11 protein-coding genes are annotated in these 16,567 nt (G+C 58.4%); 4 read left to right on the top strand and 7 right to left on the bottom strand.

What is annotated here, in order from left to right:
- Positions 1 to 107 precede the first annotated feature (107 nt).
- Complete coding sequence (locus tag F1C16_RS14900) at positions 108 to 1,169, bottom strand: phytase (RefSeq protein WP_185281419.1); 1,062 nt, start codon at positions 1,167 to 1,169, stop codon at positions 108 to 110.
- A gap of 182 nt (positions 1,170 to 1,351) precedes the next feature.
- Positions 1,352 to 4,084, bottom strand: a complete 2,733-nt coding sequence (locus F1C16_RS14895) for a TonB-dependent receptor (RefSeq protein WP_258048921.1) — start codon at positions 4,082 to 4,084, stop codon at positions 1,352 to 1,354.
- A 212-nt stretch (positions 4,085 to 4,296) separates the two neighbouring features.
- On the opposite strand from F1C16_RS14895, the gene F1C16_RS14890 reads away from it, so the two are divergent.
- Complete coding sequence (locus F1C16_RS14890) at positions 4,297 to 4,758, top strand: hypothetical protein (RefSeq protein ID WP_185281417.1); 462 nt, start codon at positions 4,297 to 4,299, stop codon at positions 4,756 to 4,758.
- A 141-nt stretch (positions 4,759 to 4,899) separates the two neighbouring features.
- Positions 4,900 to 6,936, top strand: a complete 2,037-nt coding sequence (uvrB, locus tag F1C16_RS14885; protein ID WP_185281416.1) for an excinuclease ABC subunit UvrB — start codon at positions 4,900 to 4,902, stop codon at positions 6,934 to 6,936.
- A gap of 184 nt (positions 6,937 to 7,120) precedes the next feature.
- Here the strand turns inward: uvrB and F1C16_RS14880 are convergent, their stop codons facing one another.
- The gene (locus F1C16_RS14880; protein WP_185281415.1) at positions 7,121 to 9,238 is read right to left on the bottom strand and encodes an alpha-glucuronidase family glycosyl hydrolase; all 2,118 of its coding nucleotides are present in this window, start codon (positions 9,236 to 9,238) and stop codon (positions 7,121 to 7,123) included.
- Between the two features lie 485 nt (positions 9,239 to 9,723).
- Between F1C16_RS14880 and F1C16_RS14875 the strand changes: the two genes are divergently transcribed.
- A complete protein-coding gene (locus F1C16_RS14875; protein ID WP_185281414.1) occupies positions 9,724 to 9,981 on the top strand; it encodes a hypothetical protein in 258 nt (85 codons plus the stop codon).
- Here the strand turns inward: F1C16_RS14875 and F1C16_RS14870 are convergent.
- Complete coding sequence (locus F1C16_RS14870) at positions 9,978 to 10,562, bottom strand: HD domain-containing protein (RefSeq protein WP_185281413.1); 585 nt, start codon at positions 10,560 to 10,562, stop codon at positions 9,978 to 9,980. The genes F1C16_RS14875 and F1C16_RS14870 overlap by 4 nt on opposite strands.
- A gap of 184 nt (positions 10,563 to 10,746) precedes the next feature.
- On the opposite strand from F1C16_RS14870, the gene F1C16_RS14865 reads away from it, so the two are divergent.
- Positions 10,747 to 13,428, top strand: coding sequence for a cyclic nucleotide-binding domain-containing protein (locus tag F1C16_RS14865; protein ID WP_185281412.1), 2,682 nt, complete (start codon positions 10,747 to 10,749; stop codon positions 13,426 to 13,428).
- 172 nt (positions 13,429 to 13,600) lie between these two features.
- Here F1C16_RS14865 and F1C16_RS14860 read toward each other — a convergent pair whose 3' ends face one another.
- The 3 genes from F1C16_RS14860 to F1C16_RS14850 form a co-directional block, all read right to left on the bottom strand.
- Positions 13,601 to 14,647, bottom strand: a complete 1,047-nt coding sequence (locus F1C16_RS14860; protein ID WP_185281411.1) for an adenylate/guanylate cyclase domain-containing protein — start codon at positions 14,645 to 14,647, stop codon at positions 13,601 to 13,603.
- Positions 14,637 to 15,032, bottom strand: a complete 396-nt coding sequence (locus F1C16_RS14855; protein WP_185281410.1) for a response regulator — start codon at positions 15,030 to 15,032, stop codon at positions 14,637 to 14,639. Before F1C16_RS14855 ends, F1C16_RS14860 begins: the two co-directional genes overlap by 11 nt.
- A gap of 125 nt (positions 15,033 to 15,157) precedes the next feature.
- A complete protein-coding gene (locus F1C16_RS14850) occupies positions 15,158 to 16,537 on the bottom strand; it encodes a sensor histidine kinase (RefSeq protein ID WP_185281409.1) in 1,380 nt (459 codons plus the stop codon).
- Positions 16,538 to 16,567: the final 30 nt, after the last annotated feature.

The raw sequence follows: 16,567 nt of genomic DNA, 5'->3' as shown, positions 1-16,567 counted from the left end.
AAGGACCTTATCATGCTAGAACGGTGAGCGTACCAACGACTCGTTTAGGCGTGATAAGGACCTTCGCTGCACTCAGGATGACAGATGGGTTTGCTTACAACGCCTACCTACTTCAACTCCCTACCCGCCACGTCTTCCCAGCGGTAGTAATGAAAGTAGCGCCCTTCCGACATCACCACAAACAAGCCCTTCGGAAACTGCTTATTAAGCGCTATGCTCGTTACGTCGGAGCCGTCGCTGTGCAGCGCCTCTACCTTAATGACTTTTACCAGCTCATGCGAATGGTTTTTGCTTTCCTCGCGGCGGTAGATGTGAAACTGGTTGGCACCTTGGTCTGATACCAGGAGGTAGCCTTTCTTTTTGCTGGTTTTGTAGATGCTGATGCCCTCGTGGTCTTCCGTGAAGCCTTGGGTAGCAAATAGACTGAGCTGCTCGTCGCCGCGGGTAGGGTCGGCGTAGTACTGGCGCATGCCCACGCCTTCGTCGGAGTAGTAGATGTAGCCCAGCTCATTGTCTACGGCAATCGACTCAATTTCCTTGCGGCCGCTGTAGGTGCCAAACTTGCGCACCAGCGTCATTTTTACGTGGCCCGTGCCATCGTCCTCTAGCCGATACTGCCATAGGTAGCCGGTGGTAGGACCATCTTTGCGGCCCACTATCGCAAACGTCGCCTTATCGAAAGGGCGGGTGTAGAGGGCAATGCCCATGGGCAGGTTTTGCGCTTCGCCTGTAAATACAGAGAGGCCGCCGTTGTCTAGCGGCTGCATGTCGGGTAGGCGGAAGATGCGCAGACGCTGCCGCTCGCGCTCCGTGGTCACGACAATATCGGTGGGCTGGCCGCCGAGGGGTAGGCCGTAGGCTACGTCCACGTTGTTGGGGCGCTGGAGGCCGTGCACCGTGCGGCCGGGCACTTCCTTACCCTGCAAATTGAACACGTAGAGGGCACCGTCAGAATTCTTATCAGTGCCGATAATCAGGCTCTGGCTGGGGTCTTTCGGGTTGATCCAGATAGCGGGGTCGTCGGTGTCGTACCGTACCGGATCAGTGATAATAGCAGGCTTGAGAGTAGGACCCATAGCCACGCCGGGCGTAACGAGGGGTAGGGTAGTACGCTGACAGCCAACGGCCAGCAACAAAACGGCTACGCAAATACTAGATAAACGGCACATTCGGGAAGCGGAAGGTAGAACAGAAGTAGCCTGCAAGCAGTTGATTTTCTGGTTAGTGTAGCATGATGTAGAGACGCCTACTTGCGTCTCGCCGCTGAACGATTTGGGCGATGTACGTTCAACGGCTAGACGCAAGTAGGCGTCTCTACATTATTCTACACGAACCAGAACAACCTCTTACCTCACAAGTCGAACTTCAAGCCAGCGTTGAAGCGGGCGTTGTAGTACTCGCTCTGCAACGTGCGGCTGCGGCTGCCTTGGTAATAGCGTAAGGGCTGGTTGGTGAGGTTGTTGGCCTCCACAAAAAAGCGCAGCTTGGGCGTGAAAGCGTAGCCCGCGTTGGCATCCAGTTGCAGTTGGTGGTCGAGGTGGCGGAAGGTGGTGCTGCCGTCGGAGAGGGTAAGGGTCGATTCCTCGGGGTCGATGAAGCCGCTGTGGCGGTTGACGGACACGCGCAGGGTCAGGCGCTTGCTCTCATAGGAAAGCGACGTATTCCAGTTGTGCTTGGCGGTGCCGGGTAGGGAGGTGCGCTCGGCCAAGCCGTTGGCGCGGGAGCTGGTGTAGGTGTAGTTGGCGTAGATGCCCAGCCCGCGCAGCACGCCAGGTAGGAAATCGAGCTGGCGCTGCACGGCTATTTCGGCCCCGCGCAGGGTAGCAGAGTTGCCATTTAGCGGACGGCTGTAACGCAGAAACGTGTTGCTGGTTACGGGGTCGGTGTAGTTCAGCTCCGTGGTCGTGAACACAAAGTTCTCGATGTCCTTATAAAAGACGCCGCCCGAAATCAGCCCCACCGACGTGAAATAATGCTCGGCCATCAGGTCGAAATTGGTGGACGTGGTGGCTTTCAGGTTGGGATTGCCCTCGGTCAGCTCGTTTTCCGAAGCATCGATGGTGCGGGTAGGCGCCAGGGCCGCGTAGTCGGGGCGGGCTAGGGAGTTGGTATAGGCAGCCCGTAGAATGGTGTTGTCGGTCAGGTTATATTTCAGGTGCAGGGCAGGCAGGAAATTGGTGTAGCTGTTGATGCCCGTGGCCTCTGTGGTCGGACCTTCGCCAGTTGCATCGGCCGGAATAGTAGCCTGATAGCGGATATACGTGTGCTCGACCCGCAGGCCGGCAATAGCCGAGAACCGATTGCCCAACTGCTGGTTCAGCATGGCATAGCCCCCCGAAATGCGCTCATCGGCCCGGAAGCTCGCCGAAAGGTTATCGTACGTATCATCCTCGTAGGTGGCATTGAACTGCTGCTGAAAGGTAGGCAGCGCCGAGTTTTGCGGAGCCGGTCCTACCCGGTAACGCGTGCCGCCGCCGTTGGCCAGGAAGTTATTATCAGAGTAATCGGCGGTAGGAATAGCGCCCCAGGTCACGTCCTCGTCCGTCACCAGCTCGCCCCGGCTGCGGGCTACCTCCTTGTGCTTGTCGCGGTAGCGGCCGCCTACCTTCAGGCTGTTCATAAACGGCCCCTCGGTTTGCAGGGGTAGCAGCAGGTCGATGCGGCCGTTCAGGTCGCGCTCGTGGGTGTTGTCGTTGCGCAGCTGGTAGCGGCGGAAGGGAATGGTGGCGTAGTTGATGGGAGCAGCCGGCTCTACGCTGGGGTGTTCCTCATCCACTGTGTTGGGGCGCAGCGAAATGTTGCCCGTCCGGAAGCTGATGTAGCTTTCCTGCGGCCGGTCTTCCGAAGCGTAGGCGTAGGTGCCAGCCCACGTGAGGCGGGCGCGGCTGGCAATTAGGTGCTCACCGGAAAGCGTATTGCTGAAGGTTTTCTGGCGCTCCAGGCGGGCATTGTGCTTGCCATTGCCGCCTTTGGTCTCAATTTCGTAGCGGCCTGTGGTCAAGCCATTGCTGCCGGGCGCCTTCAGGCCGGAGTAGGTAGCGCGGTAGCGGTTCTCGAAATCGTCGCGCACATTGTAGAGGCTGCGTAGGGTAATAGTGGAGTTGGGTGACACGCGATAATCCACCGAAACGGAGCCGCTACGCCGGATGCGCTGCACGTCATACTTGCGAATTTCCTGCTGCGTGAGGTAGTCTCGTCCGCCTTCGGTCCGGTCCCAAGCGGCCTCCACATTGTCGGAGCCAAAGCGGTGGTTGAAGTAGGAACCGCTGGCGATGATGCCCAGCTTGCCATCCAGGAAGCGGTTGCCCACTACCAAAGAACCGAGGTAGGGTACCTTCTGCGACAGGAAGTTGTAGCCCGCGCCCGCCGTGCCCGACACGCGCAGGCCGTTGGGCGCGGCGCGCGTCACCAGGTTGGCGGTGCCGCCAATGGCGTCGGCGTCCATGTCTGGCGTCAGGGTTTTGCTCACTTCAATGGCCTGCACCATGTCCGACGGAATCAAATCCAGCTGCACGCTGCGGGTGCCGGATTCGGCCGAGGGTAGGCGCTCCCCGTTCACCGTCACGGAGTTGAAGCGCGGCTCCGTGCCCCGAATCAGGCCGAAGCGGGCCTCACCCTGGTCATTGAGCACCGTGATGCCGGGCACGCGCTTGAGGGCGTCGCCCACGTTGGCATCGGGGAAGCGGCCGATTTGGTCGGCGGCTACCACGTTGGTGATGTTGGCATTGGTGCGCTGCTCGTTCAGAGCCTTGGCCTGGCCTTGCAAGCGGGCGCCCAGCACCTGCACCTCGCCCATTTGGTTGAGGCCTGCGCTCAGCTCAATGGGTAGGGTAGTGGTAGCGCGGTCCGTCACCGTTACGGTAGTCGAAAACTCTTGGTAGCCGAGGTAGGAAACCAGTAGCTGGTGCGTGCCCACCGGCACATCGGTCAGCAGGTAGCCGCCATCCTCATCCGACACGGCCCCGCGTCCCAGCGTCGGCAGCCGCACCGAAGCACCCGGCAACGACAGGCGCGTACCATCCAACACCTTTCCCTGGATAGCACCTGTTTGAGCCAGCAAAGCGGGCGATAAGAACAGACTCAAGAAGCTCAACAAGAGTAATCGATGTAGAAAATAGGGCATATGCCAGTCAAAAGATGAAGATTCGATGAAATCGACTGCAAAGCTCTTGGTGGTATATTGCTTTAGTTTGTTGAGACGGTTACGCTTGTGTTAAGAGTAGGGGGTAGAGGCGATATGCAACCTTTACAATCATTTCAATCCTCTACGAGAAGAATCCTTATGAGTAGAAAGCAATGGCACGTCTTGTTCCCTCTAATTTCTGCTTGCTTATTTCTGCTGTTACACTTATCAGCTGCAATCAGTGTGAAGACTATGACCGGCCAAGCGATGCATTCAACGCCTTTGTGCTTTCTCCAAATGGACAAAATTTGATCGGAAATGCATCTACCCAGTATTCACCGGATTCAATAGAAATCACCCGTGACACAGAACGTGTAGACTTTAGAGTGCTGTATGAGTCACTTGATAATAGAGGGGCTTTGATGCAGCTGTTTCCGGTGAAACCTCACTCTAAAAACTCGGGAACCGTCCGACTATTCTTACGACTGTCGCATACCGATGTAGATACGCTGGATGTGACGTACGAAACAGACCACGGTAAGTGCTTTGATTTGTTGCGCTGCAATAGCGTCTTTTATAATGGGCAGCGCATGGAACAAAACAGGTATAATACCTACCAACTGATTAAGCAATAAGGCATATTGTTCTGCGTCTTGCTATTTCCTCGCAAATTGGTTAATCGACGTCATCAATTCCCAAATCACCTCGATTATTTAGCTTCCGAGGAAACCTCTGCCCAGCGAAACAAGTTATCCTAGGCTACCTTTCCTCGTCAGATGCAATACCAACTTACCTCGGAATTCGAGCCGACCGGCGACCAGCCCAAAGCCATTGCCCAGCTGGTGCAGGGCATCAACAACGGCGAGCCGGCGCAGGTGCTGCTGGGCGCCACCGGCACGGGCAAAACCTTCACGATGGCCAACGTTATTGCCGAAACCGGCAAGCCGGCTCTCGTGCTCTGCCACAACAAAACCCTGGCCGCGCAGCTCTACGGCGAGTTCAAGACGTTCTTCCCCAACAACGCCGTCGAGTACTACATCAGCTACTACGACTACTACCAGCCGGAGGCCTACATCGCCAGCACCGACGTGTTTATAGAGAAAGACCTGGCTATTAACCAGGAAATCGAGAAGCTGCGGCTGCACTGCACCTCCACGCTGCTCTCGGGTAGGCGCGACGTGATTGTGGTGGCGTCGGTGTCGTGCATCTATGGTATCGGCAACCCCGAGGAGTTCGGCAAAAACGTCATTTACATGGCGCCGGGGCTGAAATTCTCGCGCAATAACCTGCTCTACCAGTTCGTGCAGATTCTGTACTCGCGCACCGAGGCCGAGTTTACGCGCGGTTCGTTCCGGGTGAAGGGCGACACCGTGGATGTATTTCCGGCCTACGCCGACTACGCCTACCGCATCTTTTTCTTCGGGGATGAAATCGAGGCCATTCACCGCATCGACCCGATCAGCGGCAAGAAGCTGGCCGACGAGAAATCGGCGACACTCTACCCCGCCAACCTGTTCGTGACGGGTAAGGACACGTTGAACGAGGCCATCAAGCAGATTCAGTTTGACTTGGTGCAGCAGCACGCCTACTTCGAGAAGGAGGGTAGGGACTCGGAGGCTAAGCGCATTATGGAGCGCACGGAGTTCGATCTGGAGATGATTCGGGAACTGGGCTACTGCTCCGGCATCGAGAACTACTCGCGCTACTTCGACGGCCGCCAGCCCGGCAGCCGCCCCTTCTGCCTGCTCGATTATTTCCCCGACGACTTCCTCTTGGTAGTGGACGAGAGCCACGCCACTATGCCCCAGATCCGGGCCATGTGGGGCGGCGACCGGAGCCGCAAAACGGCCCTCATCGAGTATGGCTTCCGCCTACCCTCGGCCTTTGATAACCGCCCGCTCACGTTCAACGAGTTCGAGAGCATGTACCGCCAGGCCGTGTTCGTGTCGGCCACGCCGGCTGACTACGAGCTGGCCCAGGCCGACGGCGTGGTGGTGGAGCAGATCATCCGTCCCACCGGCCTGCTCGACCCCGAAATTGACATTCGCCCCAGCATCAACCAGATCGACGACCTGCTGGACGAGGTGGATGAGCGTGTGAAGATGGGCGACCGGGTGCTGGTGACCACCCTTACCAAGCGCATGGCTGAGGAACTGCAAAAATATATGGAGCGCTTGGGCATCAAGTCGCAGTACGTGCACTCCGATGTGAAGTCGCTGGATAGGGTAGAGATTCTGCGGCAGCTGCGCCTAGGCGAAATCGACGTGCTCATCGGTGTGAACCTACTCCGCGAAGGCCTCGACCTACCCGAAGTGAGCCTGGTAGCCATCCTGGATGCCGACAAGGAAGGCTTCCTGCGCGACCAACGCAGCCTGATTCAGACCATGGGCCGTGCCGCCCGTAACGACCATGGCAAAGTCATCATGTATGCCGACCGCATGACGGGCTCCATGCAGCGCGCCATCGACGAAACCAACCGCCGCCGCGCCACCCAGATAGCCTACAACGAGGAGCACGGCATCACGCCGCGCACCGTGAAGAAGTCGCGCGAGGCCATTATGGGCCAAACCTCCGTGGCCGACTACCGCATTGCCGAGCCCAAAGCCTACGTAGGCCCCAGCGAGGAAAGTGCCTTGGCCCTAGCCGCCGAGCCCATCGTGGCCATGATGAACCGCACCGATCTGGAAAAGCTCATCAAAACCACCGAGAAGCAGATGGAAGCCGCTGCTAAAGAACTGGACTTCCTGCAAGCCGCTAAATTCCGCGACGAGCTGGCCCAGCTCAAGCAAATGCTGAAAAGCAAGCGGGAGTAGGTCGAAAGTGAATTTTGAAGTAGAGACGCATACTTGCGTCTCGTCGTTGAATGAGTGTCGTTGCGCTTCAGCAGTTATACTGGTGTAGCGTCTCGTTACTGAATGCCTGTTGTCCCAACCTCAGCAACGACGAGACGCAAGTATGCGTCTCTACATCGTTATAGAAAGCCGGAGTGCCTTCCAACTACTTCAACTGATACACCTCCGCCAACTCCTTCACTTGATCTAGCGTGCGAGTAGGAGGCACGAAGGGCGCCGGGATGGGCTGGCGGGCGAACGTCTGGAAGTAGAGCACGCAGGCGTCGCGCCACCAGAGGGCTTCTTTGTGCTGGGTTTGCAGACGGGCCTGCACGTTGGCAAACACGGTAGGGTCGAGGGCGGGTTGCACCTGCTGCCACTGCTGCTGGAGCCACAGCACCGAGTCGGCGCCGGTGTAGTAGCGGTAGCACAGCTCATTCCAGAGCGTTTTGCCGGTGCGCAGGGGCTGCGACCAGCCCACGTGTTGGAACCACATTAGGTAGTCCAAGGGGCATGTTTGGGGGTTACCCCACTGCTGCTGTATCTGCGGGGCGTATTGGCCCAGGGCGTTGCTGCCGCTGGCTGTGCGGTCGAAGCCCAGGCCTTGGGCGTCGGCGCTGTGGTAGAACGCGGCCGTCCAGCGGTTGCGGGGGGTAGACGGCAGCCACGGCTCGGGACCAAAATGGACGCCGTGCCCCATGATGTGGTGCAGACCCAATGGCGTAGTGTAGCGCACGTAAATATCTCGCGACTTCACCATCATATCTGTGATAGTAGCCACGGCTTTAGGCTCGGCGGTAAGCGTCATGCGCGTCCATTCCTGCGCAATGGCTTCCGAAGTCAGCTCATAATCCCAGGCCAAGCGGCCGAACGCGTACCAATTGGCCTGCGCGATGGGATGGCCGGTCCAGTTGCGGTCGGAGCCTATGTTGGCCACGCCCGCAATGGCACTGCTGGCGTGGTGGTCGAGGCTGCCGTCTACTACCTTCGCCACCGTCGAACCGGGGCCTTTGGCGTAGGTATCAGAGTCCAGGCACTCTTTGAACAGTGGCGCTAGATACACCAGGTGGGTAGCGAAGCCCAGGTATTCCTGCGTAATCTGTACTTCCAGCACCAGCGGCGTTTGGGGCATCTTGCCGAAGAGCGGGTGAAACGGCTCCCGCGCCTGAAAATCCAACGGGCCGTTCTTCACCTGCACCAGCACCTTATCGGCAAACTGGCCGTCGAAGGGCTTGAACTCGTCGTAGGAAGCCCGAAACCGGTCGTTGTTGACGTCGGCCTTATACACAAAGGCGCGCCACATCACCAAGCCGTCGTGGTTGCCCAGGGCGGCGGCGAGCATGTTGGCCCCGTCGGCGTGGGTGCGGTTGTAGTCCTGGGGTCCGGGCTGGCCTTCGGAGTTGGCTTTCACCAGAAAACCGCCAAAGTCGGGAATGGTGCGGTAAATCTCGTCGGTTTTATTCTTCCACCACTGCTGCACCCGCGGGTCGAGCGGGTCGGCAGTGGGTAGACCGCCCAGCACCTTGGGCGCCGCCCAAAAGACTGACAAATACACCCGAATACCATAGGGGCGCATCACGCTGGCCAGGGCCGCTATTTTGCCCAGATATTCCGTAGTAAGATAGCGTGGGCTGGCATTCACATTGTTGAGCACCACGCTGTTGATGCCGATAGAGGCATTGGCGCGGGCGTAGTCGGTGTAGCGTGGGTCGAGACGCTCGGGTAGCTCGTACCACTGCCAGATGCTGGCGCCCGCGTAGCCGCGCTCGATGGTGCCGTTCTGGTTGTCCCAGTGGTTGAGGAAGCGGTACTGAATTTTGGGTGCGCTGCTCAGGCTGATGCCCGCTAACGGCTGACCGGTTTGCAGGTGGCGCAACAAGGCAAAAGCCCCATAAAGCACGCCCGCGTCCGTCTGCCCCGTCACCACTAAGTTGCCCTTCTCTGTGGTAATGCGGTAGCCTTCTTTCGTCAACGCGGCAGCCGTGGCACCCAAACCCGCATCGATACGCACGTTCGGATCGACGCGCAACACAATACCGCCCTTCTTGCCCGAAGCCCTACCTACCACCGGCACCGATTGGCCCAGTAGCCCGTTCAATCCTCGTTGCAGCTCGGCAGTGGCCGCCTGTAGGGTAGGGTTGGTGCGTTCTTCGGTAGCAATAAAGCGAAGGTTTCGTTGGTAGGCTTTGCGCTGGGCGGCATCGGGTAGCAAGTCGTACTTCAGCCACAGGCGGTAGCCGTCGTCGGCCACGGCGTGGTGCGTACCCACGGCGAGCAAGAGCATTAGCAAAAGGCAGCGCAAAGAAAGGGTAGGCGTTTTCATGGATAGGGCAGGTAAAGGAAGGCTGCCAGCATAAAAGCAACCGGTAAATAGTACAGGCATGTCCTGCATAAGAAACGGAAAACTACTCGCTCTAACGCTGGATACGGGCGGCTTCGGTAGATAAATCAGCGGAAACGTTTTCGTAAATAGGAGTTTACAGCCGTCTTGTAGTCAGTGCTGGCGTGACCCCACCCCCAGCCCCTCCCCTCCCGGAGGGGCTGGGGGTGGGGTCACGCTAGCACTGACTACGAAATGGCTATAGGAGTGCCCGTTGCAAGGATTGGCCGCGAGCTGGAAGTAAGCGCCAGCGCGTACTTTAGCCGCTCTACTTACTTTATCTGTTGATTATGCAATACACTGTGAGACGCGCGGCCATACTACTTGGGCTGCTGCTACTAATATGGGCGCACACAGCCACTGCCCAGACACGGTACCACTTCATGCAAATGACAGTGATAGGACGAGTGCCTGGTATCGTCTACTTTACCCCTACGTTTAATGGGCAGTCGTATGTGGAGTTGGAACGTCGCTTCACCTTATCGAAAGACAAGGCAAAAGAGGTTATTCAGAGCAATGAGGGCTTTGTAATGCAGAAGCTAGACGAATTGTCGGCCGCCGGTTGGGAACTGGTAACGACGACCAGCCAAACCGGCGGGAAAGACGAAACGGACTACGTGCGCTACCTTTTTCGAAAGGCGTATTAGGTATTCAGCACCGCCCGCGCCGCGGCCAAGTGCGCTTGCTTGCCGGCTTCGCGGCGTTGCAGGGCCGTGCGCGTCCAGTAGCAATGCTCATTCAAGAACTTCACTTGTAGTTCTTGCCAGGCGCGTAGGTCCTGCATTTTGCCGCGGGCTTGCAGCTCTTGCAGCAGGGTGTTGCTGATGGGTAGGAAATCGGGGCGGCCGAGGTAGTCGAGGTCAGCATCGCAGAGGATTTGGGCCAGGTGCGAGGTGCCGGGGTTTTGAGGCATCTGCGTGGCCATAATCAACTGGCAGATGCTCACAATCTGCTCGGGCGTGTAGCCCATATCGGGTAGTACTTGGCGAGCCAGCGCGCAGCCGGCTTCCTCGTGGCCCTGGTAGGTAGTCAGAAAACCCGTATCATGAAAAAACGCCGCCGTGCGCAGCAGAATCCGCTCCTGCGCGTCGGTAAAGCCTTCAGCATCAGCCAGCGACTCGGCTTGCGCCACCACATCCAGGGTATGGTGCAGGCCGTGGTAGTAGAGGGTAGGGGAGAGGTGCTGCAACTGGTGCAGCACGTAGGTTTCGGCGCGTTGGCAGTCCATATGATGTCGGCAAACGAAAAGAAGCAGGCGTAAGTACAGGAAAATTACGCTGTCAGCCACTTTATGCTCCTATCTTGCGGAGATGATTTTAGCTGCTGGCTAATGGCTATTAGCTGCTAGCTTTCGACAGCTATTCCAGAATGGGAGCTAATAGCCAACAGCTATCAGCTAACAGCTACCTACTATGACACTACTCGCACGCTGGCAACAACTGGTGGGGATTCGCGCCGAGGAAGGCCGCACCGTTGGGCTGTTCTTTTTGCACAACTTCTTGCTGGGCATCGGCACCATTCTGGTGTACGTGTCGGCCAACGTTATCCTGCTCGAAAACCACCCCGAGCGCAACTTGCCGCTGGCCTACGGCGTGTCCGCGCTGGCGATGCTGGCCGCCGGCCGAATCTACGCCCACTACGAGCACCACCTGGGGTTGCAGCGCGTGGCGGTGCGGGTGCTGCTGGCTGTGGTGGTGCTCACGGGCGTGCTGGGCGTGTTGGTCTATGCGGGGCACTCGGTGGCGGCGGCCGTAGCCATTATGGCGGGCTATAGGGTTATCTATTTGCTGACTAATCTGGAGTTTTGGGGCGTGTCGGCAGTGGTGTTTGATGTGCGTCAGAGCCGGCGCCTGTTCAGCGTCATCAGCTCCGGCGACATGCCCGCCAAGGCTCTGGGCGCCGTGCTGGCTATTCTGATTCACCATCACACCGAGCTGCTGTGGCTGTTGCTCACGGCATTTGGCGCCTACCTGGCCGCCTTGCTTACGCTGCGCGCTACCTCGCGCCGGCATGAAGTAGCGGTGCAACCCGCCCGCCGGGCCACGCGCCAGGAGGCGGTAGCGCCGGGCTTGCAACGCTGGTTCGGTAGCAGCCGTCTGGTGCTTTCTATGTGCCTGAGCATGTTGGCTATTGCCATCGTGACAACGGGCGTGGAATACTCGTTTTTCGTGAACGTGAAGCACCGCTTCCACGATCAGGCCCTGGTAATGCGCTACGTGGGCGGCGTGTTGGTGCTCACCTACTTGGTGGCGTTGCTGATGAAGCTCCTCCTCACCGGCCAAGCGCTGGACAGGGTAGGGATGCGCCGCGTGCTACTGGCCCTACCCGTAGTGATGCTGGGCGCGCTGGCGTTGTTTGGCAGCTTGCATCTGGGCGGCGTCGCCAACACGATGCTGTATTTCTGCGGCTTGTTTCTGACGCTGGAAGTGCTGCGCCGCGCCGTGTTCGATCCAGTGTTTCTGGTGCTGTTTCAGCCCCTTTCGCCGCCCGAGCGTCTGGAGGCGCACACACTAGCTAAGGGCGTGTACGAGCCGCTGGGCATGGGTCTGGCGGGCGTGGCGCTGTTTCTGCTGTCCAGCGGACAGGGACTAACCCAGGGTATGATGTTCGCGTGGCTGGGGGTATTTCTGCTGGTGGTGCTGTTCTACCTGCACCGCACCTACGGGCACTACCTGGCCGAGCTGCAACACGCCGTGCGCCGCCGCTTCGCCGATGACGCTGTGCCCGCTCCTACCTCCGAAGTCGAAAATACACCCGCTGCGCCGGCTGAAATCCGCCAGCTTATTGCCACCCTACCCGACAAAGCCCGCCGTGCTGCTGCCTCGGCCCGCTTGTCTCGGCTGGGCACCACGGCTCTACCCTTGCTCACGGAAGCCCTACGCACCAGCACCGACGAGCACATTATTCGGCGGGTGGCGCAGCTTTGCGGGCGACTGCCGGTAGCAGCCAGCCGGCAGGCGCTGGTGGAGCTGGTGCGCCAGCCCAACCTGTTCCGGCGCGAAGCCGGACTGCGGGCACTCCGGTCATTTGACCCAGCCGTCGCCGACGAGCCGGTGTTTCAGGACCTGGTGCAGGAGGAGCTGCGCTTGGGCCAAGAACTGCTGCACGGCCAAGCCGCCGCCGCCGATATGACCCTGCGCGACAGCCTGGAATATGAGCTGACGCGCCTGCAACAACGGGTGTTTGGCCTGCTGCTCCAGCTCTACCCGCCCCAGCTCATTGCCGATGCCCAGCGCGGCGTAGCCCACGCCGCCCGCGAGCGGCAGGCCAACGCCCTCGAAATGCTCGATAATCTGATTGCGCGTCCGGTGTACCAAGCCCTGCAAACCTTGCTGGACGTAGCCCCACCTGCTGCCAAGGCCCGCCGCTTCGAGAATCTGCTAGGACCAACGGTTGCATCTACCCCTCTCACCGAAACCATCATCCGGCGCGGCAGCGCGGCCTTCTCCGACTGGACCATTGCGGTGGCGTTGCGCCAGTGGCACCCTACCCCCTACACCATCGATGCGCTGCTGCCGCACCTGAACAGCGCCAGCCCGCTGGTGCAGGAAAGCGCCTTGGCTGTGCTGGACCGCTTCGCCCACGACGCGCCCGAGGGCTTTCAGTATCTTCTTACCGCTCACCCTACCCTAGCTTCCCTGCGCATGCACCACGCCGCTTCCGCCTCTCGTATCTCGGCCGCCGAACGGGTAGCCTTGCTGAAAAACACCGCGCTGTTTGCTGCTACTCCCGAAAACGTGCTCAGCAGCATTGTGCCCATTATGAAGGAAGTGACCTTCGAGAGCGGCCACCAGATTTTCGCCAAGGGCGACCTGGGTACGTCGTTGTTTATTGTGTACGAAGGGGAGGTAGGCATTTTCACCGGCGCCCAACAGCTCGCCACCTTCCAAGCCGGCGACTTCTTCGGCGAACTAGCCCTACTCGACGCTGAACCGCGCTCTGCCTCAGCCATAGCGCAAAGTCCCGTCACCGCCTTCCGCCTCGATCAGGAAGATTTCTACGACGTGATGGAGGAACGCGGCGAGGTGTTGCGGAACATCCTGCGCGTACTCTGCCAGCGCCTGCGGCGGCAGAATGAGGCGGTGAAGTTATGAGGCGGTAGCGAGTGACTGAGTGAAAAATGCGTCTGTCATCCTGAGCGCAGCGAAGGACCTTCTACCAGTTGAACGAATCGTTGCTACGATGGTCGTTCTAGCGTGATAAGGTCCTTCGCTGCGCTCAGGATGACAGACGCATTTTTCAATTCACCACTTTACAATCTCACCTCTAGCTCACTACCTCATAAATCATCATCGGTTGAGCCTTGTTCTTCAGGCTGACTTCCTGCAACGGTTGGCAGTGAAAAGACTCTTTCACCTGCTGATAGGTAGCCTCTGTAATGATGATTTGGCCGGGCTGGGCGGCTGATTGGAGGCGCTGGCTGGTATTTACAGTGTCGCCGATAACAGTGTAGTCGAGGCGCTTGAGGGAGGCCGAGCCGATATTGCCTGACACCATTTCGCCGGTGTTTATGCCAATGCTGACCTGTGGCCGGTAGATACGACCGTCGGGTAGGGTAAACTCGTTGGCCTGCACCACGGCCCGCGCCGCCAGCGAGGCGTCGATGGCACGGTCCAGGTGGAACTCGTCGCGGAACACGGCCATCACGGCGTCGCCCATAAACTTGTCAATGTAGCCGCCCTGCGCAATCACCTCCTTCACCATCTGGTCGAAATAGGTGTTGAGCATGGTCACGATATCGGCCGGGGGTAGCACTTCGGAAAGCGACGTGAAACCGCAAATGTCGATAAAGACCACGGTAGCGTCCACCGTTTCGCTCACCATCAGCGTCTTCTCGAAATCGGGTCTACCCATGAGGTTGAGTACCGTGCCATCCACGTACATGCGCAGGATGTTGTTTTCCTGAATGGCCTTCAGCGTCTCGCGCATCTGCCGCACCTGCTGGGCGGTCTTTTCCACGGTTACCTCCAAATCGTTGAAATCTACAGGCTTGCAGATGAAGTCGAACGCGCCGCGGTTCATGGCCAGCCGGATGTTCTCCATATCCCCGTAGGCCGACACGATAACGGCCTTGGCCATCGGGTTGGCCTCGGGGAGCTTGCCTAACAGCGTCAGCCCGTCCATCACCGGCATGTTGATGTCGCTGAGGATGATATCCATATCCGGGTGCTCCCGAATGCAGTCTAGGGCCTCCTGGCCGTTGCTGGCAAACACAAACTCGTAGACGTTTTCCCGGATTTTGCGCCGGAACTTCTGCTTGATGAGCAGCTCCAGGTCGGCCTCGTCGTCTACTACCAGTATCTTAGTTTTCATGGCTCGCTAGCACAGTCAGTTTCTCTTTCAGCGCGACAAAATCTACGGGCTTGGTCAGGAAGTCGTTGGCTCCCAGTTGCATGGCTTGTTGGCGGGTAGGGTCGTCGCCGTAGGCCGTCAGCATCATCACCTGTGGTGGGGTAGGGGGCGGGGCGGCGTAGGTCTGCTTGATGTGACGCAGCAACTCCAAGCCACTCATGCCGGGCATATTGATGTCGGATAAAATCAGCACCACTTCCGAGGCATGATCGTGCAAATACGTCAGGGCTTCCTCGCCCGAGTAGGCAAAGGAAAAGGTGAACAACCCACTGCGGATTTCGCGTCGGAAGCGCTGCTCAAATAGCACGCGTACATCGGCTTCATCGTCTACTACCAGTATTTTCATCACAAACAAAGCTATGCGTTTAATTTAGCTAGTAGCTGCCGGCTGTTAGCTATTGGTTCTTCTCAAACGAGAACAAGCAATTCACGAAAGCCATCAGCTACTAGCAAATGACTAACAGCTAAAAATCACCCAGGTAGCCTGATAATAAACTCTGTGCCTTCGCCTTCCTCGGTTTCCACCGTCAAGGTGCCGCCGTGGCCCTTCGTGATGATATCGTAACTCAGCGACAAACCCAGCCCGGTGCCCTCGCCGGTGGGCTTGGTGGTGAAAAATGGCTGAAAAATCTTGTCTTTCACGCTCTCCGGGATGCCCGTGCCATTGTCGCGCACCCGAATCTCCACCTCCCCCGACGAGCGGTGCAGCGTGTTTACGCTCACCGTAGGCACGTAGCCGGGCGTGTTACCGTCCTTTTGCTTTTTCTGCACCGCGTAGAACGCATTGGTAAACAGATTCAGCAGCACCCTACCCAAATCCTGCGATACAGCACTAATATGCCCCAGCGACGGGTCGAAAAAGGTGGTGATGGTGGCGTTGAAAGTCTTGTCTTTGGCGCGCAGACCGTGGTAGGCGAGGCGCAGGTATTCGTCGGCTAGCTTGTTGAGGTCGGTGGGCTGCCGCTCGCCATTGTTGGCGCGGGAGTGCTCCAGCATGGCCCGCACAATGCTGGCGGCGCGCTGCCCGTGGTGCGTGATCTTCTGAAGATTCTGCTTGAGGTCGGTCAGGATTTCGGCTTCCAGCTCTGGGTCGCGGTCGGGCTTTTGCTGCTCCTCTTCTAGCTCTGTGAGCAGCTCGGTACTTACGTCGGAGAAGTTGGTAACGAAGTTCAGCGGGTTCTGAATCTCGTGGGCAATACCGGCCGTCAGCTCCCCCAAGCTCGCCATCTTCTCGCTCTGAATCAGTTGATTCTGTGTGATGCGTAGCTCCGTGAGAGCGTAGCGCAGCTCCTCGGCCTGCTGTGTGAGGGTAGCGGTGCGCTCGGCCACCAAGCGCTCCAACTCTACATTCTGGGCCGAAATGCGCTGCTTGGCCTTCTCTTCTTCCTCGCGCAGCAGCCGGTCCTTTTCCAGCTGGTTTTTTTGATTGCGGGCAATGAGCGCAAAGGTGAATAGCCAGATGAAAGTGAAGGCCTGCGCTACCTCAAAGCTGTCGTCATACTCTTTCAGCATAGCTGGCGCAACCAGCGCCAGTACCAGTTCAAAGGCTGAATATGCAACGAAGGGTAGGGCGGCCAGCAGCAGCAACCGCGCTGGCCGGTACGTGCGCAAGCGCAGCAACACCCAAACGCCTACCCCAAATACAAAGAGCAGATACAGCTCATCTAACTGATCGGATTTCCAGTGAATGAGCGAAGAAAGCGCAAACAGCACCACGCCTGGCACCCAGATGTAGTCCAGCAGCCGGTTGATGCGGGGCAGGCGCGTGGGTAAATCCAGGAACTTCCGGATGACACGCACCAGCCCTACGGCTATTAGAATACTGAAAAAGATAGTCGTATTGACGCTCATAAACGGGTAGAAACAGCAGGATTAATGGCA

The sequence above is a fragment of the Hymenobacter sp. NBH84 genome (genome assembly GCF_014217645.1).
Lineage (GTDB): Bacteria > Bacteroidota > Bacteroidia > Cytophagales > Hymenobacteraceae > Hymenobacter > Hymenobacter profundi.
This window is presented reverse-complemented; position numbering and strand designations above follow the sequence as displayed.